Source organism: Flavihumibacter stibioxidans, assembly GCF_014332695.1.
Classification (GTDB): Bacteria; Bacteroidota; Bacteroidia; order Chitinophagales; family Chitinophagaceae; genus Flavihumibacter; species Flavihumibacter stibioxidans.
The window spans coordinates 15,331-38,675 of sequence record NZ_MBUA01000030.1; the positions used below are offsets into that span (position 1 = coordinate 15,331).

The window sequence follows — 23,345 nt, forward strand, 5'->3', positions numbered from 1 at the left end:
CTAACCCGAAAGGCCTACCTCCCAGTGCCTTTCGGGAATTTCCACATCCTGGAACCCTTTGCGTACCAGGCGTTGCTTGAACTGGTCCTGGACATCGTATTCTCCATGCACGAGGAAAAGCTTTTTAACCATTTTGGGATCCTGGCAGGCCAGCCACTGGCTCAGGTCCTCATAATCACCATGTGCACTCATGCTTCTGATAGAGCCTATTTCGGCATGTACTTCATGACCGACACCAAAAATGGACACTTCTTTCTTTCCGGCCATCAACCTTCCCCCCAATGAATTTGGTTCGCAATAGCCAACCATCAGGATGCCATTGTGGCTGTTTTCAATATTATTGCTGATATGGTGCTTTACCCTGCCGGCATCGGCCATACCACTTGCAGAAATAATGACGCAGGGCTTACTGCTGAAATTGAGCAGTTTCGATTCTTCGACGGTCTTGACATATTTAAGCCCGTTAAAACGGAATGGGTCGCTGTCTGTTTCCAGCAGGGTCTGAATTCGCTTGTTGAAGTATTGGGGATAGCGTTTAACCATTTCCGTTGCTTCAATACTGAGCGGGCTGTCAACAAAATAATCCAGTTCAGGCAGGCGCCTTTCCACTTCCAGTTGGTTCAGTGAATACAGTATTTCCTGTGTACGACCGACACTGAAAGCGGGGATGATCAGTTTACCCCCACGCCCGATACACACTTTTTCGATCCACTCCAGCAAGTGATCCGGAGTGGTGGTATGAAGTTCATGCAGGCTGTTTCCGTAAGTGGATTCCAGGATGATATAATCGGCCTGCGGAAAATCCTCCGGTGAACGCAGGATGACGTCCCTGTACCTGCCCACATCGCCACTGAATGTAAGTTGTTCTGCTTTCCCGTCTTCTTTAACCCTGAGGTGAACTGCCGCACTGCCAATGATATGCCCCACATCCGTATACATCAGTTCCACTCCATCATCGATTTTGAACCAGTTCCCATATTCAACTTCATGAAAGAGGGGCAGACAGCGTTCTACATCTTCACCGGTGTACAGTGGTTTTAGGGGGTGCTGCCCGTTGGCAATCCGCTGCTTATTGATGTATTTCACATCATCCTCCTGAATTTCCGCTGAGTCCTCCAGCAATATGGCAGACAGTGCGCGGGTGGCAGGTGTGCAGTAAACCGGGCCGTTAAAGCCGTCTTTTACCAGCTTCGGAATCAGGCCACTGTGATCAATATGCGCATGGGAAAGCACCAGTATATCAACTTCAGCAGGATCAAAGCCCCAGTGACGGTTCATGGCATCCGTTTCCCGTCCCATTCCCTGGAACATGCCGCAATCGAGTAAGATCTTTCGTCCGCTTTTAAGGGTCAGCAGATGCTTTGACCCTGTAACAGTGCGCGCAGCACCGTGAAATGCAATTTTCATAATGTTTTAGGTTTATAGGACCAGGTAATCAGAAACTCAGCTACTATATCACCCTGGTCGTTTTTTCCGACTGATCTGGTTGTCAGCGTTTGTCCATTTCCGGTAGAAACGGCCTCATCTATGGCGCCCCTGATGACCAGGCCATCATTACAGGTGAAAACAGTAATACCCGTTGCTTTTTTAAAATATTTGGCCTCCAGCCCTGTCACCAACATGGACACCGCGGGTTTGCGTTTAAATACATGCGCCATGGAAAGTACACCAGTACTCATTTCTGCGGCCATTGCCAGACAGGCGAAATAAGTGGAACGAAAGGGGTTTTTTGAAAACCATTTATACGGAACGGAAACACTGCAGGACTCCTCTCCCGCCTGCAACACCCTTACTCCGGCAAAGTAGGCACTTGGTAATTTTGCCAGCAGGAAAAGCCTGAACCTGAGGGGATGCTTTGCAAGGCTGAAAAACGTTTTTGATGTACTTTCCATTCCTGTGATGTTCTATTGACGAAAACAAATCGCTTCCTCAATTTATGCAATAACAAACAAAAAACCGCGCCATTCGTCGCGGTTTTCGGAACGCACCCATTCCAACACTATTGAACAATAAACGGAGAAACATTAGAAAGCCCCCGGTCTTTGCTGAGACCTTCATCGAATGTTTCAGAGGCTGCAGCGGCCGAAACAGGCAGTGTAATCAACCCTACACCATCATAACTGGCTTGAATAACCGAATCAATTCCGGACACCTTTCCGGTGATCCATGGTTTTCCATCACCCAAACCATTGGCCTTGCGCATAGTCCTGGTGTGTGCAGCATTTGTATTGGACTGACCGTAGGGAATTCCGACATCACCACTGCCGAAATCTACTCCGGAATCGGGCATCATGCTACCATGATTGTTGCATGCAGTTGCCAGCACCATCGGGCCGGCCGTACTGCCGGCATATCCCGGAAAATACCGCCGGAAAAGGGTTTCAGGAGCATATTCGCATCACAATCAACTGTTTTAATGATTGACATGATACTGATATGAGCTTACAAACATTGAATTGGGGGAGAATTGAAAGGTGTCTGACGTCGAAAGGTTTGGTGTCTGACGTTTGCGTCCTTTGAATTCGTGGATCCCAACGTCAGACACCTGGAGCCCAAGGCGTCTGACGTTGGGATCCACGAAATTCCGTAATGCTAAACGTCAGACGCCTCAAACATGTCAGACACCTGGGAAGATCATATTACAGCACTTCGATCTGGTTCTTCAGCAGATCTTCAAAAGTATCGCGTTTGCGGATAAGGTGGGCCTTACCATCCAGCACCAGCACTTCTGCCGGTTTAAACCTGGAATTGAAATTTGATGACATTTCGAAGCCATAAGCGCCGGCGTTATAAAATACGAGGAAATCACCTTCGCGCACTTCGTTGAGGGTGCGGTCCCAGGCAAAAGTATCCGTTTCACAAATATTTCCCACCACGGTGTAAATCCTTTCGCTGCCATTCAGGTTGGAAATATTTTTAATGCGGTGATAAGCATCATAAAACATCGGGCGGATAAGGTGGTTAAAGCCACTGTTAACACCAACAAAAACCGTGGCGGTGGTCTGTTTGATCACATTCGCTTTTACCAGGAAATAACCTGATTCACTGACCATAAATTTGCCCGGTTCAAACCACACCTGCAGTTCCTTGCCGGTTTCTTTCTGGTAGGCCCTGAATGCTTCAGTAACCTTATTTCCCAGTAGCACAATATCGGTCTGCACATCACCGTCCTGGTAGGGCACTTTAAATCCGCTGCCAAGGTCAATAAATTCAAGTTGCGGAAAATGAGTAGCCAGGTCGAACATAACTTCGAGCCCCTGCAGAAATACGTTCACATCCTTAATATCACTTCCCGTATGCATATGGATGCCTGTTACATGCAGGCCGGTAGTTTTTACAACCCTTTCAATATGACGCAACTGGTGAATGGAAATCCCAAACTTGCTGTCTATATGGCCGGTGGAAATCTTGTAATTGCCGCCACCCATGATGTGCGGATTAAATCGGATGCAGATAGGATAACTGCCACCATATTTGGTACCGAACTGCTCCAGTATGGAGATATTGTCAATATTGAGATTCACACCCAGTTGTTTGCCTTCATCAATTTCAGCGAAATCAACACAGTTGGGGGTAAACAAAATACGATCGGGAGTAAAACCGGCTTTCAGGCCCAGTTTCACCTCATTAATGCTGACGCAATCGAGTGATGCACCGAGTGACTCAATGTATTTAAGGACGTTGATATTACTCAAAGCCTTACAGGCATAAAAGAAACGGGCATTACAGTTGCTGAACGCAGATTTGAGCTTTTCATGCTGCTCGCTGATCTGGTTGGCGTTGTAAACGTACAGAGGTGTTCCGAATTCCTGTGCCAGTTGCACAAGGGTTTCATTTGATAAATAAGACATAGGTGTTTGCTTGCAAATGGGAGCGAATATACACCAGTTCTGCCTTATTTACACCTGCGGCTCCTCATCACCGTTATCCGGTCCGGGATTGTTTTCTTCGTTATCCTGCTCCGGAGAGGCATCTGCTTCATCAATTTCGGGGGAAGCTTCATCATTTTCCTGCTCTGTAGCTTCCAGCAATTCTCCGTTTTCACTCACCAGCAGGATGGAATTTTCATCCTCCAAAGTCTCTACCATCGTATCGGTAAAGTTTTCACTGTCGCCGTTAGCCACCTGCACCTGCTGGCCACCCAGCAAAGTGGGCTCTACCGCCTGCTCTGCCAGCACCTCGCGGATACGGGGCAGGTCTTCAGGGCCGTTCAGGCCGAAATAATCCATGAAAGAACGGGAAGTTGTATAAACCAGTGGTTTACCCGGCATTTCTTCGTTCCTGCCGCTGATGACGATGAGTTCCTTTTCCAGGAGTTTCTGGATGCTGTAATCGGCGCTGACCCCGCGGATGGATTCGATCTCCGACTTGGTAATAGGCTGTTTGTATGCGATAATAGCCAGGGTTTCCATGGCAGCCGGACTGAGGCGCTTCAGGAATTTGTCGCCATTGAGCTGGGCCACGGTTTTATGGTATTCCTTTTTAGTCAGGAACTGCCATCCGCCACCACTGAAACGCAGTTCAAAGGGATAGAACTCTGAAGAGTATTTTTCTACGACACCTTCAATGCCGGCCTCAATCTGCTCAAGGGTGATCTTGTCTTCCATGAAGCCGAAGGCCTGGTTAATGAGATCAGTCAGCTCCAAAGCCCCCAGAGGCTTTTCACTGGCAAAAATCAACGCTTCTATATGGGGTATGATGTTTCCGATTTCCATGTTCTTCTTTTTGAGGTAGCCAATCCATCACCGGATTTTCCTGATAATGGCTGCAATGAATATGCCGCAAGCTTCTCAAAAATGCTAAATATGGGAAAAGGAGTTATTCACAATGTGGAAAAGCGATGAATTGGTTACACTCTTATCCCTGCAATGCCGCTGCACCACTGACAATCTCTGTCAATTCGGTAGTAATGGCTGCCTGGCGGGCGCGGTTGTAGCTGATCTTGAGTGAACGCAACAATTCATTGGCATTCTCGGAAGCCTTGTCCATGGCCGTCATACGGGCACCGTGCTCGGAAGCGTTGGCATCCAGGACAGCCTTGTAGAGCTGGGTATTCAGGATTTTGGGCATGAGTTCAGCAATGAGTTCGTCTTTATTGGGCTCGAAGATAAAATCGCTTTTTTTGGCTTTCGGACCCGCCTGAACTTTTGGAATTGGCAGGAAGCGCTCTACCACAAAGCGTTGGGTAGCAGCATTCTTGAATTCGCTGTAAACGATCTCCACCACATCAAACTGCTTGTCCTGGAAGGCCTTTACAGCCGCCTGGGCGCAGGCCTGAACGGTTTCAAAGCGGAGGTCCAGGAAAATATCCTTGAAAGAGGCATCAGCATTATAATTGGCTTTCACCATCGCTTCGTAACCTTTTTTACCGATATTCCAGATGCTTACATTACCCCTGGCAAACTGGTTGTTATACTTCTCTGCAATGGCGGCTTTGGCGGCCTTGATGATATTGGCATTGTACGCACCAGCCAGTCCGCGGTCGCTGGTTATGACTATCAGCAGCACTTTTTCCACAGCCCTTTCAGTGGCCAGGACACCACCCACTTCCCCTTCCGAATTGCTGACAATATTACTCAGCATTTCCTGCAGCTTATTGGCATAGGGACGCATCTGGATGATGGCATCCTGGGCGCGGCGCAGTTTGGCTGCACTCACCATTTTCATGGCCTTGGTAATCTGCTGGGTACTTTGAACGGACTTGATCCGGTTGCGGACCTCTTTAAGTGCTCCTGACATAGTAGGCTGTTTTTCCTCAATTTGGCCGCAAAGGTAAATGAAATGCGGAAATTTTAATCTTATTGGCGAGAATTTGTAAGTTAAACCGGGGTTTATGACCATGAACGCTTAATAACCCTGAAAATATTCAGTCCGGATTTGAATTTTCATATTTCATTTTCACATAATACGAATAGTGAATTCGCCATTAAAATCCAACTGGCATAACGTACCTTTGCCTCCCTGACAATTTGACTATAAATGATTTGTAGCACTGAAATTGTCAGAAAAAAAACTTAATCGAACTATTACTAAGACAATACCCAAAACATGTTAGGTTTTATCCAGAAACTATTCGGCGGAAGCAAATCTGAAAAGGATGTCAAAAGCATCCAGCCGATTGTAGCAAAGGTGAACGAATATTTTGCTGCTTATCAATCACTATCCAATGACCAGCTCCGTGCCAAGACCGATGAATTTCGCCAGCGGATCAGGCAACACCTTTCAGGAATAGATGAAGAGATCGGGAAACTGAGCGCAGAAGCCGAAGCCCTCCCTTTCAGTGATTTCAATGGTAAAGACAGCATTTACCAGGAAATTGACAAACTCAGGAAAAAGCGCAATGATCAGATTGAAGAGATCCTGAAAGAGATAGCCCCCGAAGCTTTTGCCGTAGTAAAGGAAACGGGAAGACGCTTCAAGGAAAACACCATCATCTCCTCCACTGCAACCGAACTCGACCGCCAGCTGGCTGTTACCAAACAATATATTACCATTGATGGCGACCATGCAAATTTCAGCAACAGCTGGACAGCCGGTGGTGGTACCGTTACCTGGAACATGGTACACTATGATGTTCAGCTCATCGGTGGTTATGTTCTGCATTCCGGTAAAATTGCCGAGATGGCTACCGGTGAAGGTAAAACGCTGGTATCAACCCTGCCGGCCTACCTGAACGCACTTGCCGGAGAAGGCCTGCATATTGTTACCGTCAACGATTACCTTGCCCGCCGAGATTCTGAATGGAATGGCCCGATCTTCGAGTGGCTCGGACTTACTGTTGATTGCATAGACAAACACCAGCCAAATACGGAAGAACGCCGTCGCGCCTACCTGGCAGACATCACTTATGGCACCAATAATGAATTCGGCTTTGATTATCTGCGGGATAATATGGTACACAGCCCGGATGAAATGGTTCAGCGCAAGCATCATTTCGCCATGGTGGATGAAGTCGACTCCGTGCTGATTGACGATGCCCGTACCCCCCTGATCATTTCAGGTCCCGTACCCCGCGGTGAAGAACAGCAATACCATCTCCTCAAACCACGTGTGCTGCAACTGGTGGAAGCCCAGAAACAGGTGGTGAATAAATTCCTGAATGAAGCGAGGAAAAAGATCGCTGAAGGAAATGACGATCCGAAAGACGGAGGTCTGGCCCTGATGCGCGCCTATCGCGGCTTACCCAAGACGAGTTCATTGATCAAGTTCTTAAGCGAACCAGGCGTAAGGGTTAAACTGCAGAAGTCTGAAAACTATTACCTGGCAGACCAGCAGAAGGAAATGCCAAAAGTAGATGCTGAATTATATTTCTACATTGATGAGAAAAACAACTCGGTTGATCTTACTGATAAAGGTATCCAGATGATCACCCGCAGTGGCGAAGACCCGGATTTCTTTGTTTTACCAGACATCAGTTCGAAACTGGGGGAAATTGAAACAAGTGCAGCTACTGCCGAAGAAAAACTACACCAGAAAGAAGGCCTCCTGAATGAATACACCCTGAAGGCTGACCGCATTCATACCATTCACCAGTTGCTGAAATCCTACACCCTGTTTGATAAGGATGTGGAATACGTGGTAATCGACGGACAGGTTAAGATTGTGGATGAGCAAACAGGTCGTATAATGGAAGGCCGTCGTTATTCAGATGGTTTACACCAGGCCATTGAAGCGAAAGAAAATGTGAAGATTGAAGCGGCAACACAAACCTACGCTACTATTACCCTGCAGAACTATTTCAGGATGTACCACAAACTGGCTGGTATGACCGGTACTGCGGAAACCGAAGCAGCTGAACTCTGGGATATCTACAAACTGGATGTGGTAACCATTCCAACGAATGTTAACGTGATCCGTAAAGACCAGCAAGATCTCGTTTACAAGACCAAGCGTGAAAAATATTCGGCCGTAATTGAAGAGATTGAAGCCTTGCGCAATGCAAACCGTCCGGTTCTGGTGGGTACCACTTCGGTGGAAGTGAGCGAATTATTGAGCAGGATGCTGCAGGTGAAAAAAATCCCGCATAACGTACTGAACGCGAAACAGCACGCAAGGGAAGCACAGGTAGTTGCGGAAGCAGGTCTGCCCGGTGCAGTTACCATTGCCACCAACATGGCCGGACGTGGTACGGATATCAAACTCGGACCTGGCGTGAAAGAAGCCGGTGGCCTGGCCATTATTGGTACAGAGCGCCATGAAAGCCGTCGTGTGGACCGCCAGTTGCGTGGTCGTGCCGGCCGCCAGGGTGACCCGGGAACATCGCAGTTCTATGTATCTATGGAAGATGACCTCATGCGCATGTTTGGTTCTGACCGGATTGCATCCCTCATGGACAGGATGGGCTACAAGGAAGGTGAAGTGATACAGCACAGTATGATCACCAAGAGCATTGAACGCGCACAGAAAAAAGTGGAGGAGAACAACTTCGGTATCCGTAAACGACTGCTGGAATACGATGACGTAATGAACAAGCAGCGGAACGTGGTCTATAAGAAACGCCAGCACGCTTTGTTTGGTGAGCGTCTCGCGCTTGACCTCGACAATGCTTTCTATGGTGTAGCTGAAGGTTTGATCAGTTCTTTCAGGGAACAGGAAGACTTTGAAGGATTCAAACTTGCAGCCATTATGAATTTCGGCATTGACACTTCCATCACTGAATCTGAGTTCAAATCAGGCAATGCTCAACACCTGGGCGACAAACTTTACCAGGAAGCAGTTGAGAATTACCAGCGCAGGATGAATAATCTCTGCCAGCAGGCGGTGCCCGTATTTGACAATATCCGCACTACACAAGGCATGCACATTGAAAACGTGGTTGTTCCGTTTACGGATGGCCGTAAGGGAATCAGTGTGTTGAGCAATATGCAGAAAACCCTGGATTCACAAGGAAGGGAATTGGTAAATGCGGTGGAACGTACCATTACACTGGCCATGATCGATGATGCCTGGAAAGAGCACCTGCGTTCAATGGACGACCTGAAACAAAGCGTACAGACGGCCTACCTGGAGCAGAAGGATCCGCTGGTGATCTATAAAGTGGAAGCCTTTGAACTCTTCCGCAAAATGGATGGAGAAGTGAACAAGGATATCGTATCATTCCTTTGCCATTCAGGTATTCCGATGGAGCAGCAACAACCTGCTGAAATCATCCGGGAAGGTCATGAAGAAAAAACCGACATGAGCAAGCTGCAATCCAACAAGGAAGATGTGGATGCCAGGGGTGATGATTATGCTGCCAACCAGAATGATTATTACGATCCTTCCGGCGGACACCCGGTTCAGGAGCCCATCCGTGTGGGCCCGAAGATTGGCCGGAATGATCCATGTCCATGCGGCAGCGGTAAGAAATACAAGAACTGCCACGGCGCATAACAACAGATTGTCTGTTTTTTTTCAAAGGTGTCTCCTGAGGCACCTTTTCTTTTTTTATCTTTCCTGTATAGTGACTAAAATCAATGGCATGAAAAAGATAATTCCGATAGTTCTACTGATCGTTTTTGCCGGATGCAAATCCCAAAAGAACACTGCCTCTCCGCAATGGGTGCAACTCTTTAACGGGAAGGACCTGAAAGACTGGACCATCAAGATCAAGGACCATGCATTAAATGAAAATTTCGGCAACACTTTCAGGGTCGAGGATGGCGTGATGAAGGTAAGATATGACCAGTACGATGGTTTCAAGGAGCAATACGGGCATATCTTTCACAAAAACAAATACAGCTATTATTTGCTCGCGGTTGAATACCGGTTTACGGGAGAACAGGCCAAGGACGGGCCGGGATGGGCCCTGAGGAACAGCGGCGCAATGCTGCACTGCCAATCTCCTGAAAGCATGCGCCTGGAACAGGACTTCCCGATTTCGCTGGAGGCACAATTTCTTGGCGGAAACGGAAAGGATGAGCGTTCAACCGGCAACCTATGCACTCCGGGCACCAATGTTTATCTTAATGACAAATTGTTTACACCGCATTGCGTGAACTCCAGGTCCAAAACCTATCATGGAGACCAATGGGTAAGAGCTGAATTGCTGGTGCTCGGCGACTCCCTGATACGTCATATCATTGAAGGTGATACCGTCATGACATATACCAAACCACAGTATGATGGCAATGATAAATGGGTAAAGCAATCTGGCCTGCCGGGTGGTGGCCTGATTGGAGAAGGCTATATTTCCCTGCAGGCAGAAAGCCATCCGGTTGAATTCAGGAAAGTGGAACTGATCGATCTGTCTCCATACAAAGCACACGCAGAACGCCTGGGAGAAATACTGCAGGAATTAAAAACAAAAAGCCACTGATACAAATTTAGTTTGCAAATTGGCACATGCCCCAGCTCAGGCATATATCCTTTTTTCTGGTATTATTCATCAATTTCATGATGATGCTGGGACATGCGCTGATTCCGGCCCGTCAGGCGATTGCAAGAAGGCATTTATCGCGCAACTGGCGTATTCGAAGTGCGAGCCGACGCCAAAAGCAATCGCAACAACTTGTACTGAGTATACAGGAGTATGAAAAATTAAATGACCGGAATGCTGAAATCAGGTGGCAGAATAAATTGTACGATATCGAGACAATAATATTCACCTCTGACAGCGTTCACCTTCAAATGCAATACGATGAGGAGGAAACATCCGTGGTTCTGCATTTCGAAAAACTCAGGGATACTAGGCAATCAGACCCCGCACAAACGCATGGATTTGCCCCCTTCCTGAACTGGCTGCATCAGATCATATTCCAATTCTTTACCTACAGTCACGAGATTTGGAGTGGTATGCCGGGCCGCGGACCATTCAATCTTATGTCCTGTCCCCTTCATCTCGGATATGATTTAACTGTTGAACAACCTCCGGAATAAATCAGTCATTTTCAGATGTAATCACTGATTTATTCATTTCCACAACAGTTACCATGAAAAAAATTATGGTGATCGCACTGCTATGTTCATCTATGTGGTCGGTCGCACAAACTCCATCAATACTATTTGACACTGTATTTATTTCCGCACTTAAGGGTAGTCTGAATAATGATGTACCCTTCCCGATCAGTCAGGTCATTGCCCGCACCTTCCAACAAAGACCAAGGCCTCAGTTAATGCATCAACTCGCATTGCTTCCATCCGTTAGTACCATCAGTGCAGGAGGGGGTATTAATAAACCAATCATAAGAGGACTTTCATTCAACCAGATCCAGGTTTTCGGTTATGGTATACGGATGGACAATCAGAGTTGGGATGACCGGCACGATATAGGAATCGCCGGCAGCCCATTTACCCACATTGAAATCATCAGCGGTCCGGCGGCTATCCTCTATGGACCCAATATACTTGGCGGAGCGATTGTATTCAGAGAATTGCCACCCGGAACAGATGAATCCTTTCATGGCTATGTTCAATCCGGACTCTTCAGTAACAGCAGGGGCTTGAACCTGGATGCCGGAATTCGACAGGGGAAGTCGGGGAAATATTTTGCACTCTCGGCAAACCTACAGGGACATACCAATTACACTCAGGGAGGCGGCAAAAAGGACAAAGAACCGGCAATGGCCTTTAATTCAAAGTACACTAATATTTCGTTGAAGGGAATGGCCGGCATCAGGAATGAAAAAAGAAGCCATCAGATCAATTACAGTCTTTACCAGCAATTCCTTGGAATAGTGGAGGACGAAAATCTTGAAGCCCTCAACAATCCGGGTAAAAAGGCCGAGCGGGACTATGAAATGGAAGCACCCTACCAGTTTGTTCAAACCCATGTAATCAGCTCGGAAAGCAAATTCAAAACAGGGAAAAGCCAGTTATTGTTAAATGCAGGTTATCAATTCAACAGAAGAAAGGAATTTGAACCAGGGGATACCGGCCCGAAATCAAAGTTCCTGGCAGTGGCGCTGGATCTTCAGACTTTCACCACAGATCTGCAATGGCAATCGGACCGGTCGCGGGCCTTTCGCTTTAGCGGAGGGTTTCAGTTTTTTTCCCAATACAACAAGAACTTTGGAAATTGGGTACTTGTGCCTGATGCAAGGATCATTACCACCGGACTATTTGGCCTGACACAATGGAAATCGGGAGCTTTTGACATCACTGCAGGAATAAGGGCCGATGCAAATAAGCTTTCAACTTTTACGACGCCCATCCAACAACCTGACACACTAAATGCGACCATCAGTGGTCCGGAACAGGCAGTAAAAAAGAACTACCACCCGGCATCATTCAGTGCAGGTGTGGTATATCACCTGAATGCTGACATGCAACTGAAACTTAGCCTGGCAAGCGGTTATGCGGCTCCCAATTATGCACAACTAACCGCCTATGGCCGTCACGAAGGAACCTACAGGTTTGAAGTGGGAAATAACAACCTGAACATTTCCAAAAATCTGCAGGGCGATATCAGTTGGAGCATCAGGAGGCCCGGATTCCAGGCCAGCGTTTCTGCCTATCTCAACAGTATAGGTCAGTATATTTATATCGCACCGTCTGGAGAATATGTAAAGGACCTGAAAGTATATCGATGGAAGCAGGATAATGCTGTTTTAAAAGGACTGGAACTGGAACTAAATATTCATCCTGCTTCAGTAAGCTGGCTGGAATATTTCCTTACAGCCGGGATCATCAGGGGGCAACTGAAAGAAAACAAATCACCCCTGCCCTATATTCCTGCCAATAAGCTGATTACGGGAATGACCTGGCATGGCAGCAATCAGAAATGGAAGGAGCTATATGCGACCCTGCAGTTCAATGCGTATGCAGCTCAAAAAAGACCAGCTACTTTTGAGGCAGGAACCGCCGGATACCTCCTGACAAATGTTTTCATCGGGGGCAAGCCTCCAATGGGCAAAGATCATCACTGGCAGTGGTCAGTATTTGCCACCAACCTGTTTAATAAAGCCTATTTCAGCCATACATCGCTGGTAAAGAATATCGGGATATATGAGCCGGGAAGAAATATTGGGCTGCAGTGTATGTATCAATTCTGACAGTCATTCATTAAAAAAGAGGCTACCACCCGGTTAGCCTCTTTTTACTTTGTACATATTACAATTTCAGGCGGACCAGCTTTTTACCAAGCCAACCCGTAAAAAAGATTACCATCAGGGCAAAGAGAAATGATTTCAGCAAGCCCACAACACCAGTCAGCATTTCTGCAGGCAATGACCAGCCGGTGGCCTGGACAACAGCATACACATAATATGGAACCAGGTAACAAAGCAGGGTTTCTGTTCCCGCAGGTCTTATGATCCTGAACCATTCAGATTTTTGTTTCAGATCAACAAGCCAGTGAACCAGGAGAAATGTCACCAGCATGATGCTGCTGCAAATCATCACCCAGGAAGGTGTTGCCCGAATCTTTGAAATACCCCAGACAGGCCTTGTTCCGAAACCCAGTAACAGCAAAAGGACGGCTGCTGCTATAAAATAAAACCAGAGGGCTGAACGATTTCCGGGTTTATGGTGCAGGGACCAGAAAACCTGAGATGCCAGTGCTCCGCCGATGGTAAAAGCAGTCATGGCGCCTTCACCGAAAGGAGCAATAACCGACCTCAATATGCCTGTATCCGGCAACCATCCCAAATGGTTGGCGGAACAGAAAAGCATGCTGATCAACCAGCCTGTAAACAGTGGGATAACTTTCCCGGAAGTCCAGTTATAAAGAAGGGCGCATAACAGGTAAGCCCAGCCGATCAAACCAAGAATGCCCCACCACCAGGTGCTAAAGCCTATGGTTGCTCCGGTTTCCCCGCCCCGATACCGGTAAACAAGCCATCCCAGCACCATCAGTCCGATTGCCTGCAATCCCCTTTTAGCCCATGCAGGCCAGCGGGATGGATACTGATTCCAGAGCAGTATGAATGCCGAACAGGCCAGTACATTCCATGCCCCCCTGGACATACCGCTTTCCGTTTCGCTGATATATTCACCGTTTACCAGGAATAAGCCCATCAGGAGCAGGGCTAATCCGCGACTAAGGATATGCCAGCTGACCAGGGTTTTATTGTCGCCTTTTGCCTGCCGGTTGCGCACAGCAAAGGGAACAGACATCCCCACAATAAAAAGGAATGCGGGAAACACAATATCTGCCAGTCCCATGCCATCTGCATCCGCCGAAACATGTTCCAGCCATGCCGGTATATCACGCAGGGACCAGAGATCATTTACAAAGATCATTCCCAGCATGGTGAAGGCACGGAGCACATCAATGGAGGCTATACGGATAACATTGGTTCGGGTATCAGGAAAACTCATGCAGTATGGATTATTCTCCAAGATACAATTTTCACCCGTCGGGTGCCACCCGACGGGTGGCACCCGACGGGTGAATGAAGGGGGGAACTTATTTCTTCATGAAATGGAGAACTTCACCGGATGCGGTATTGTCATCCTGCAATTCGATCAGGGAGGCTGTGATTGATTTTATAATCCAGTCATCATTCAGTTCCAGCAGGTCGGCGTTGGTGGTATTGAGGTTGATGTCCATTTTGTTTTTTCCGTCATCCGTTCTTGTACCCCAGGTTCCAGCGGTAATAACGCCTGCCTTTGTAGCCGTCATATTGCCATTGGAAGCGAATACAAACTCATATCCGGAGTAGTCGGATGTTTCATCATTTCCGCTATCGGTATAGAGATGAACTACCCAGGTGCCCGAAGAGATCAGCACATTGTTGTTGGGTTGTGGGTCATCATCATTGGAACAGGAACTAAAAATAGAAGCAGTCAGCAATATGGCTGAAAGGGATACAAAGAACTTTTTCATGATGGCAAGTTTTAGGTGTACCTAATTTACCACAAATAATGTTCCAACTTCAACAAGGCTGCAAAACAAAAAAACTGCCGCCTAAGCAAACCCGGAATCCGGAAAAAGCTCTCAAACGAACCGGAAACCTGCCGGCTGGGCCGGCGGCAGTAACAGATTGATTACCCTGGCTAAAACAGCGGTTGACTGGTCAGAGACGTGTCACGAAAACGTCCTCCCGCAACTTAACTTCCGTAATCAGGGAATAAGAGGATGGACTGGCTTTACCCCTGCCGTTTCTGGCATTGAGATCCCACTGCAGTTCAGTAAGGTCCCGGGGGATGGCGATGCGTTTTACAAAGAGGGAGGAACTGAATACGTCTTTGTAAAGGACTGTTCCGCTGGATTTGTCACGAAGGATGATCTCCTGTTTAATGGAATCGGGATTCAGTATCTGGATCCGGAAAAAATAATACTCTTCATCTGCCCCCATATAGGTAATTAGCGGCTGGGACAGTCGAAGGCTGTCAGATGAGGTGGAAATGGAAACCTGCCCGCTACCTTTTACAGGTGATCCTTTTGCAGCTGCAGAAGATACCTGTACAGCGGCTGAGAAAGCGGTTGCGGTCAATAAAAAACGGAGTGCGGCCCTGGAAAAAAATTGCTTTTTCATACAATAACATTTTTTGGTTAAGAATGCTTTTTGTATGGCAGCTCGTTATGTTCTAACAAAGTTGAGCAGAGCAGAAGAATATGCAGTTGAGCGGAAAATTATACGGCAGGCGCAGCACGTGCTACTGTTAATACAGAAAATGGGAAAAGGTAACCCTGGGGGAGTAAGAAGGGAAGATGGATGGGTAAATAAATAGGTCAACAGTGTAGTTTTTGACGCATTCACTGTTGACCTATTCACTCATTGACTCATTCACTCATTGACTCATTGACTCATTGACTCATTGGCTCATTGGCTCATTGTCTCACTTTCCGTACTTATGCTTGTAACGCTCGTACAGTTGCTTGTGTTTATCAGTCAGGTCAACCAGGCGTCCCTGGATAAAAGCATGTGTAATGATACTGCTTCTCATATCGAGGATATCGCCTTCACTTACTACGATATTGGCATCCTTACCAATTTCGATAGAGCCAGTTTTATCACCTACGCCGAGTATCCTGGCAGGGTTCAGGGTAATAGCCTGAAGTGCTTCTTCTTTGGTCAACCCGTACGCCACTGCAGTACCTGCATTGAAGGGAAGGTTGCGGCCGCGGGTTTGCCCATCTGCGTCATTAATGGCATAAAGCACACCGGCTTTTTGCAGGGATACCGCCGTTTTGTATGGCTGGTCAACATCATCGTCCTGCATGGTGGGAAGACTGTGCGACTGTGAAAGGATCACTGCAATATTATTGGCTTTCAAAAGCGGGGCCATCTGGAAGCTCTCGCTACCGCCGACAATCACTACGTCCATGCCGAATTCCTTTACAAAATCCACTGCTACCAGCATTTCCTTAACGATATCGCAATGTACAAACAGCTTTTGTGATTTATTGAACAGGCCCTTTACAGCCTCGTATTTCAGGTTGGTCACACTGTGTGTTGCTTCATTGGCATAAGACTGGGCCTCCCTGAAGAATGCTTTCACTTTATCCACCTGTTCCAGGCCTCTTTTCACCGGATCACCTGCAGGCTCTGTGATACCAAAGAAAGCGGCAAAAGGATTGGGCCGGTTGATAAGGCTGGGCATGTGGAAATGAATACCATTTTCCATTTTATACGCCGCATCTTCCCAGTTCCAGGCATCCAGTTGCACAACTGAAGAAGATCCGCTGACAAGTCCGCCCTGCGGAATAACATTTGCCAGCAGGATACCATTGCTCTTCAGTGTATTGATCACTTTAGAATCGGTGTTATAAGCCACGATGGAACGGATGGAAGGATTGATCTCCCCGATTTCAGTATGATCGATTGTTGCCCTCACACTGTTAACCTCCACCAGTCCAAGCTGGGATCCGGAGAGAATAAGTCCGGGATATACGTGCTTCCCCTTGACATCAAACACCTTCACATCATCGGCGGGAATAGCGATGTCTGTACCGATCTTTTCGATCTTGCCATTGTTGACCTGGATGGTCGTATTATTGAGTACCTGTCCATTTCCAACATGAACTGTGGCATTCTTAATAAATAACAAACCCTTGTATTCGGCAGCAGGATAAATATTCTCCTGCCCGATAGCGGCAGCAGAGAACAGCAGTCCGCAAAATATCTTGAATAGTCTCTTTTTCATTTGTTGAATCTTTAGTTGTTAGCATTGATTGCTTCGGCATCCACTACCAGCAAACCATGACTGTGATCGTGGTCACTGCAGGTATTCATCAGTTCCATGCTTGCACGTGCGGGGCCAACAGGCATACCTGACTTTTTCTCCCCCACCATTTTCTGAACCAGGCGGAAACGTTCATCGGAAATTTTCCTACGCAATTCCTTATCGCGCTCGCGGTCAAAATAAACGATTCCGTCCACGATGGTCTTCTCTGCTTTGGCATAAATGCTCAGCGGGTGATCGCTCCACAATACAAGGTCTGCATCCTTTCCTGCCCTGATGCTGCCAACCCTGTCATCCACATGCAGCATTTTAGCCGGATTAAGGGTAACCATTTTCAGTGCGTCTTCTTCACTCATACCACCGTACTTCACAGATTTTGCGGCTTCCTGGTTCAGGCGACGTGCCATTTCTGCATCATCGGAATTGATGGCCACATTTAAACCCACCTGTTGCATCAGGGCAGCATTTTGCGGAATGGCATCCACCACTTCCATCTTGTAGTTCCACCAGTCGGAGAATGTAGAAGCATTGGAGCCATGGGCTTTCATTTTATCCGCTACCTTATAACCTTCAAGGATATGCGTAAATGTGTTGAAAGTAAAACCGAACTTATCCCCCACTCTCATGGCAGCGGTGATCTCACTCTGTACATAAGAGTGGCAGGTGATAAAACGCTTTTTGTTCATGATCTCCACCAGTGCGTCCAGTTCCAGGTCGCGGCGTACCGTTGCCCAGGGATTGGCAACTGCTCCTTTTTTGCCCTTAGGCACAACCAAAGCTTCCTTCACGGCATTCTCATAATCACGGGCACGGGTAAACGCATCCATCAGCACTTCTTCCACACCCATCCTGGAATCTGGAAAGCGGTTATTCTGGGTGCCGGAGGAACGCTTTACATTTTCCCCAAGAGCGAACTTGATCTGGGGATCCCAGTTGGCAAACTTCAGACCTTCGGCATTGGCGCCCCAACGAAGTTTGATCAGCTGGGTTTGTCCACCGATTGTATTGGCGGAACCATGTAGGATATGTGAGGACGTAACACCGCCGCTGAGTTGACGGTAAATATTGATATCGTCAGGGTTCAGGTTATCGGCAATACGCACTTCGGATGTTACCGACTGAGCCCCTTCATTGATAGATGCCGCAGCTATATGCGAGTGTTCGTCAATGATTCCTGCGGTCAGGTGTTTTCCGGTACCATCCACAACAGTGGCGCCGGCATCGCTGAGGTTCTTTCCAACAGAAACAATTTTCCCATTTTTCACCAGTACATCTGCCCCTTCCATGCGACCCTCTTTTTCGTTGGTCCAGACAGTGGCATTACGGATCAGCAGGGTCTGCTGCTGTGGCATAGTTTCGAAGCCATACCCATTGAAAGGATAACTAACATTTCCGAGCGCAGGCGCCTGCTTTATTTTGCTGCTGTCGGGAGACGTTGTTGCTGCTTCGGAGAGTTTTGCTGTCCACAGGACCTTTGCGCCGGTAGCGTCTTCACCTGTTCCCTGCCAGCCATCTGTATTGCCTGCGCCGCTGAGACGGATCGGCTTTTTGGACTGCTTGCTTTCGGGAAAGCTCAAACGAACCATTTTGCCATCAAAGCTGAACTTTGCAGCGATGGTGTCTTTTGCAATAATATTGGCGGTGCTTCCTGATTTAACTTCCAGGTTGTAATTAACGGAGCCTTTGTCGCCCGTAACTGTTACCAGGTATTTACCATTCACCGAAGACCAGCTGCTTTCGTTTACAGCATATTTTTTACCCTGCACCCAGTTCTGATGAATCACTGTTTTTTCATTGAAGACCGGTCCTGATGTAACGATGAAATTGGCCCATTTACCAGGATCGATACTACCCACCTCTTTATAAATTCCGAGGAGGGTAGCCGGCGTTGTAGTAAGTGCTTCCAGGGCTTTTTGCTCACTCAAACCATATTCCATCGCCTTACGGAGATTGGCCATGAATTGTTTGGCATCCTTAAGATCAGCAGTGGTCAGTGCGAAAGGAATATTTGCTTTTTCGAACATGGCGGCATTAGAAGGTGCCATCTCCCAGTGCTTCATATCGGCAAGGGATACAAAACGCGCGTCATTCGGGTCTTCCACATCCATTGCCTGGGGATAGTTCAAGGGAAGGATAAAGCTTGCCTTTGATGCGGCCATGTCTCCGATCCGCTGGTATTCATTACCACCGGCTTTAATGATATACTGCACACCAAATTCATCACCAATTTTATCGGCACGAAGGGCACCCCATTTATCATTGGCTTCAAACACCTGGGGCAGGGAGAAATTTTCATTCCACATGCGAAGGCTAAGATTAATGCCTTCTTTTTCTTTGTTGTTTTTGTACCATTCGGCATCGATATAAGTCTGGCGCAACAAAGCGATGGTGCCCATCAGGCTTCCGGGATAGCTCTGCGTGGAAGAGCCTTTGCTGAAGGAGTAGTGGGTAGTAGCTTTTTCTTTCAGCACTGTCAGGTTTTCTTTTTCATCCGCCAGTGTTACCACAGCGCCGGTCCCCCTGGCAATACCATCTTTTTGGTGAGTAAGAACCGTACCAAAACCCTGGTCGCGCAAGGATTTGGCCCTGGCCTCATCGGCAGCAAAGAGCCGGATGGCCTGAACATCCGTACGGATTGCCTGGTTCCAGCCATATGCGCCTTTCTGGTTGGATGTCAGTTGTGTGGGGCCGCCGAAGTTAAAACGGCGCTGCGCCTGGGGTGCTGCAGGCATACCATAATCACTGTACATGTCAATAAAGGAAGGGTAAATATATTTCCCTTTACAATCCACTACCATCGCCTCTTTTGGAACGGCCACATTGGTTCCGACCGCGACAATTTTGCCATTTTTAACCACAAGCGTTGCCGCGTTCAGGGTAGTTTTTTCGTTGGCTACAATGGTTGCATTGGTAAATGCGTAGGTAGCCTGTTTTTCCTCTTTGATGCCGTTAACCGGGAAAGTCGGTTGTGCCTGTACGATGGTGGCGGCCAGCAGTCCGGCCAATAATACCGGGAGCCGTCGCCCCTTGGGCAACAGAAAAAGCTTTCTCATGAGTGTTTAAGTTTCTTTTGCGTTAAGTCCGAATTTAAGTAAATGGTATAACTTCGGATACCGAATTTTACAAACGGCATTTTTTTATTTATGAATATCGCCGCTTATATTGACCATACGGTCCTCAAACCCACGACCACCGTATCAGATGTAGAAAAATTATGTTCTGAAGCTGTGCAGTATGGCTTTGCAGCCGTCTGCCTGCCACCGCCTTTCGTCAAGCGGGCGGCGACTATCCTGGCCCCGACCGAAGTAAATGTTGCGACCGTTGTGGGTTTTCCTTTCGGCTATTCGGCCACGGAAGCCAAAGTTGCTGAAACCGTGCTTGCCATTGTGGACGGAGCCCGGGAGATAGATATGGTAATCAATCTGATCGCCCTTAAGCAGAACGACTGGACCTACCTTCAGAAGGAAGTGAATCTCCTCCGGGAAGTGTGCCACAACAAGGGGCGGATACTGAAAGTGATCATCGAATCGGGCATCCTGACAGATGAGGAAATCATTGCCTGCTGCGAGAAATTAGGCCCCCTGGGAATTGATTACATGAAAACGTCCACCGGCTATGCCGAAAAGGGAGCCACCCTCGAAGCCATATGGCTCATGAAAAAGCACCTTCCGGCGGGGGTAAAGATCAAAGCTTCCGGGGGTATCCGTGATTATGCATTCGCCAGGGCGCTGGTGGATGCAGGGGCCAGCAGACTCGGCTGCAGCGCCAGCGTGGCCATAGTTACCGGTTCACCAGAGCGGGAACTGGGTTACTAGGAATGTTAAAATCATTGACCAGATTCAGGAAGTACCGAGATTAGAAGATTATTAAAACCATTTTTTACCAATAATTGGCGAGGAATTTGATTTATGAAGGCAATGAAATCCTGTTTAATTCTTCTGGTACTGACTTTCCTGTCCTTATTTTCAATGGCCCAGGTTCCTGGCGACACGCTTGTAGTGCACAAGGATGCACGCATTGACAACCTGATCCGGAAGCAGATTGAAATAAATGAAATCACTACCCGCGAATCCCGCCGCAATGTTCCGGGATTCCGCATCCAGGTGATCAATACGACAGACCGCAATGCGGCGATCGAAGCCAAAACCACTGTGTACAGGCTTTTCCCCGAACTGAAAGCCTACCTGATGTACCAGGCACCATATTTCAGGCTTCGCGTGGGAAATTTTGAAGACCGGAAGGATGCCGAATCCTATCAGCGGCAATTGTCCAAAGAATTCAGACGCAATGTTTATATAGTGAATGATGTGGTTGAAATAAATCCGGTAAAGGGAGAAGGGTAAGATATTATCTTTGCTCCATGTCACTATTGGAAACCATCCGGCAGAAAGCAGCAGCTTATGCCAATGAATTTATAGCCATCCGCCGCCATCTTCACGCCCATCCCGAACTCAGTTACCAGGAGTTTGAAACCAGCGCATTTGTACAGGATCAGTTGAATAAAATGGGTATCCCGTTTACGGTGATGGCCACCACCGGTGTGGTGGGAATCATCAAAGGACAGGATGCAGCATCAAGAGTGGTGGCACTTCGTGCCGACATGGACGCCCTGCCCATTCAGGAAGCCAATGATATTGAATATAAATCTACCCGTCCGGGTATCATGCATGCCTGCGGACACGATGTTCATACCAGTTGCCTGCTGGGAGCGGCAAAAATCCTGAACGAACTAAAAGACCAGTGGAGCGGCACCGTTAAACTCGTCTTCCAGCCGGGTGAGGAAAAAAATCCGGGCGGAGCCAGCCTGATGATCCGCGATGGCGTACTTGAAAATCCACGTCCGTCGGGCATTTTCGGATTACACGTACATCCGCAACTGGCTATCGGCCAGGTGAGCTTCCGCCCCGGCAAGGTGATGGCAAGTGCGGACGAGATCTATATAACGGTGAAGAGTAAGGGCGGACATGCTGCTGCGCCTGATCTGACAGCCGACACCATCCTGGTAGCATCCCATATTGTAGTGGCCCTGCAACAGGTAATCAGCCGGAACAGAAATCCGCACCAGCCTTCGGTATTATCCATCACATCTTTCCAGGGCGGACATACCACCAATGTTATTCCCAGTGAAGTAAAACTGATGGGCACTTTCAGGGCCATGGACGAAGGCTGGCGTTTCCAGGCACATAAACTGATCCGGAACATCGTGGAAGGAACGGCACAAAGTATGGGTGCAGAAGCGGACCTGCATATTGACATCGGTTACCCCTCGGTGTATAATAATGAAGACCTTCATGAAAAAGCCAGGGCACTTGCCATTGAATACATGGGTGAAGCGCATGTGGAGGAAACAGAACTGCGTATGGGTGCAGAGGATTTCGGTTATTACTCCCAGCAAATCCCCGGATGTTTCTACCGCATCGGTGTGATGAATAAAGAAATGGGGATAGTATCCGGTGTACATACCCCCACTTTTAATATTGATGAGCGGGCCATTGAGACAGGAATCGGACTGATGGCGGCTTTCGGCGCACTTGCAAGGCCCTGATCCAGGTTCCTGAAGCCAGCTTTACAAACAATTATTCTTCTGCTTTTAACCTGTAAAGGTAGCGGGCCTCTCCATTCAACCTGGAAGCTGCAGAAACCGAGCCCTGCAACAACCCGATCCTGGCAGCGGAGTCAATGGATAATACTGACCTGCCGGACAATGTAAGGTTCATTTCGCGAACCTCCGCACCAGGATGTACCGTGACCTGACTGTTTTCAGCCTCGACCGACAGCATCCCAAAATCTATTCTCTTCAGCTTTTCAGAAAGATTGCCAATCTGGAGTAAAGCATTGTTCTCCATATTCACCGTGATGTTTTGTGAAGCTCCGATGGAGTCCAGGGTCACATCTGCCCCATCGATCATCAGGAGGCCCTGAAAAGGCAGGAAGATTTCTACATTGATTGACCCCCGCTCTTCCTGTGATGGTTCATCCGCCACCGGCAGGTAGCGAAAAAGCAGGGTATCCCCGATATTACTTACAAACAGGCTGTCATTTTGGGTGGAATTCCATCTCTTATAATAGATACTGTCGGCATACCGGATGGTACATTGCAGTTCAACACCTTCAGGAGCCTGCAACTTCAGGCAGGCCGCATTCTTAACCGGCTGAACCGAACGCGCTTCCTGGTCCCACATCAAAATAACAAAATCGTCGTTTTTGATTTTATAGCTGAACGCCACCATGATGGAAGCCGGAATGGCTATCAACACCAGCAGCAGTCCGATCATTATTTTATTGCTTGTCTTCAT

At 47.8% G+C, this 23,345-nt stretch carries 19 protein-coding genes; 7 read left to right on the forward strand and 12 right to left on the reverse strand.

Annotated elements, in window-relative coordinates; all coding sequences use genetic code 11:
* From BC349_RS18200 to atpG, 6 genes are all read right to left on the reverse strand, one after another.
* Complete coding sequence (locus tag BC349_RS18200) at positions 1-1,407, reverse strand: MBL fold metallo-hydrolase (RefSeq protein ID WP_187258224.1); 1,407 nt, start codon at positions 1,405-1,407, stop codon at positions 1-3.
* Positions 1,404-1,892 carry a DUF4442 domain-containing protein gene (locus tag BC349_RS18205; RefSeq protein WP_187258225.1) on the reverse strand — a complete coding sequence of 163 codons (489 nt, stop codon included), beginning with the start codon at positions 1,890-1,892 and terminating at the stop codon, positions 1,404-1,406. Before BC349_RS18205 ends, BC349_RS18200 begins: the two co-directional genes overlap by 4 nt.
* A 107-nt stretch (positions 1,893-1,999) precedes the next feature.
* Positions 2,000-2,293 carry a hypothetical protein gene (locus tag BC349_RS18210; protein WP_187258226.1) on the reverse strand — a complete coding sequence of 98 codons (294 nt, stop codon included), beginning with the start codon at positions 2,291-2,293 and terminating at the stop codon, positions 2,000-2,002.
* Positions 2,294-2,639: 346 nt separating this feature from the next.
* Positions 2,640-3,851: a diaminopimelate decarboxylase gene (gene lysA, locus BC349_RS18215; RefSeq protein WP_187258227.1), complete on the reverse strand. Its 1,212-nt coding sequence runs from the start codon at positions 3,849-3,851 to the stop codon at positions 2,640-2,642.
* A gap of 48 nt (positions 3,852-3,899) precedes the next feature.
* Complete coding sequence (scpB, locus tag BC349_RS18220; RefSeq protein WP_187258228.1) at positions 3,900-4,715, reverse strand: SMC-Scp complex subunit ScpB; 816 nt, start codon at positions 4,713-4,715, stop codon at positions 3,900-3,902.
* A gap of 142 nt (positions 4,716-4,857) precedes the next feature.
* Positions 4,858-5,739 carry an ATP synthase F1 subunit gamma gene (atpG, locus tag BC349_RS18225; protein ID WP_187258229.1) on the reverse strand — a complete coding sequence of 294 codons (882 nt, stop codon included), beginning with the start codon at positions 5,737-5,739 and terminating at the stop codon, positions 4,858-4,860.
* Between the two features lie 309 nt (positions 5,740-6,048).
* Here atpG and secA point away from each other — a divergent pair, with 309 nt between their 5' ends.
* From secA to BC349_RS18245, 4 genes are all read left to right on the forward strand, one after another.
* Positions 6,049-9,372 (forward strand): preprotein translocase subunit SecA, encoded by a 3,324-nt coding sequence (gene secA / locus BC349_RS18230; protein WP_187258230.1) that lies wholly within the window; start codon positions 6,049-6,051, stop codon positions 9,370-9,372.
* Between the two features lie 88 nt (positions 9,373-9,460).
* Entirely contained in the window at positions 9,461-10,297 is an 837-nt protein-coding gene (locus BC349_RS18235) for a 3-keto-disaccharide hydrolase (RefSeq protein ID WP_187258231.1), read from the forward strand.
* A gap of 26 nt (positions 10,298-10,323) precedes the next feature.
* Positions 10,324-10,857 (forward strand): hypothetical protein, encoded by a 534-nt coding sequence (locus tag BC349_RS18240; RefSeq protein WP_187258232.1) that lies wholly within the window; start codon positions 10,324-10,326, stop codon positions 10,855-10,857.
* A gap of 53 nt (positions 10,858-10,910) precedes the next feature.
* Positions 10,911-12,971 (forward strand): TonB-dependent receptor plug domain-containing protein, encoded by a 2,061-nt coding sequence (locus tag BC349_RS18245; protein ID WP_187258233.1) that lies wholly within the window; start codon positions 10,911-10,913, stop codon positions 12,969-12,971.
* Between the two features lie 58 nt (positions 12,972-13,029).
* On the opposite strand, the gene BC349_RS18250 is transcribed toward BC349_RS18245, so the two are convergent.
* The 5 genes from BC349_RS18250 to BC349_RS18270 all read right to left on the reverse strand — a co-directional run bounded on the left by BC349_RS18250 (position 13,030) and on the right by BC349_RS18270 (position 20,102).
* Positions 13,030-14,238: a heparan-alpha-glucosaminide N-acetyltransferase domain-containing protein gene (locus BC349_RS18250; RefSeq protein ID WP_187258234.1), complete on the reverse strand. Its 1,209-nt coding sequence runs from the start codon at positions 14,236-14,238 to the stop codon at positions 13,030-13,032.
* 88 nt (positions 14,239-14,326) lie between these two features.
* Positions 14,327-14,746: a hypothetical protein gene (locus BC349_RS18255; RefSeq protein WP_187258235.1), complete on the reverse strand. Its 420-nt coding sequence runs from the start codon at positions 14,744-14,746 to the stop codon at positions 14,327-14,329.
* 190 nt (positions 14,747-14,936) lie between these two features.
* Positions 14,937-15,398, reverse strand: a complete 462-nt coding sequence (locus BC349_RS18260) for a hypothetical protein (protein ID WP_187258236.1) — start codon at positions 15,396-15,398, stop codon at positions 14,937-14,939.
* 304 nt (positions 15,399-15,702) lie between these two features.
* Positions 15,703-17,010: an amidohydrolase family protein gene (locus BC349_RS18265; protein WP_187258237.1), complete on the reverse strand. Its 1,308-nt coding sequence runs from the start codon at positions 17,008-17,010 to the stop codon at positions 15,703-15,705.
* Between the two features lie 11 nt (positions 17,011-17,021).
* Entirely contained in the window at positions 17,022-20,102 is a 3,081-nt protein-coding gene (locus BC349_RS18270; protein ID WP_187258238.1) for an amidohydrolase family protein, read from the reverse strand.
* A gap of 90 nt (positions 20,103-20,192) precedes the next feature.
* Between BC349_RS18270 and deoC the strand changes: the two genes are divergently transcribed.
* The 3 genes from deoC to BC349_RS18285 all read left to right on the forward strand — a co-directional run bounded on the left by deoC (position 20,193) and on the right by BC349_RS18285 (position 22,594).
* A complete protein-coding gene (gene deoC / locus BC349_RS18275) occupies positions 20,193-20,864 on the forward strand; it encodes a deoxyribose-phosphate aldolase (protein ID WP_187258239.1) in 672 nt (223 codons plus the stop codon).
* A gap of 102 nt (positions 20,865-20,966) precedes the next feature.
* Positions 20,967-21,392 (forward strand): SPOR domain-containing protein, encoded by a 426-nt coding sequence (locus BC349_RS18280; protein WP_246457060.1) that lies wholly within the window; start codon positions 20,967-20,969, stop codon positions 21,390-21,392.
* Between the two features lie 17 nt (positions 21,393-21,409).
* Positions 21,410-22,594, forward strand: coding sequence for a M20 metallopeptidase family protein (locus BC349_RS18285; protein WP_187258241.1), 1,185 nt, complete (start codon positions 21,410-21,412; stop codon positions 22,592-22,594).
* A 31-nt stretch (positions 22,595-22,625) separates the two neighbouring features.
* Here BC349_RS18285 and BC349_RS18290 read toward each other — a convergent pair whose 3' ends face one another.
* Positions 22,626-23,345 (reverse strand): hypothetical protein, encoded by a 720-nt coding sequence (locus tag BC349_RS18290; RefSeq protein ID WP_187258242.1) that lies wholly within the window; start codon positions 23,343-23,345, stop codon positions 22,626-22,628.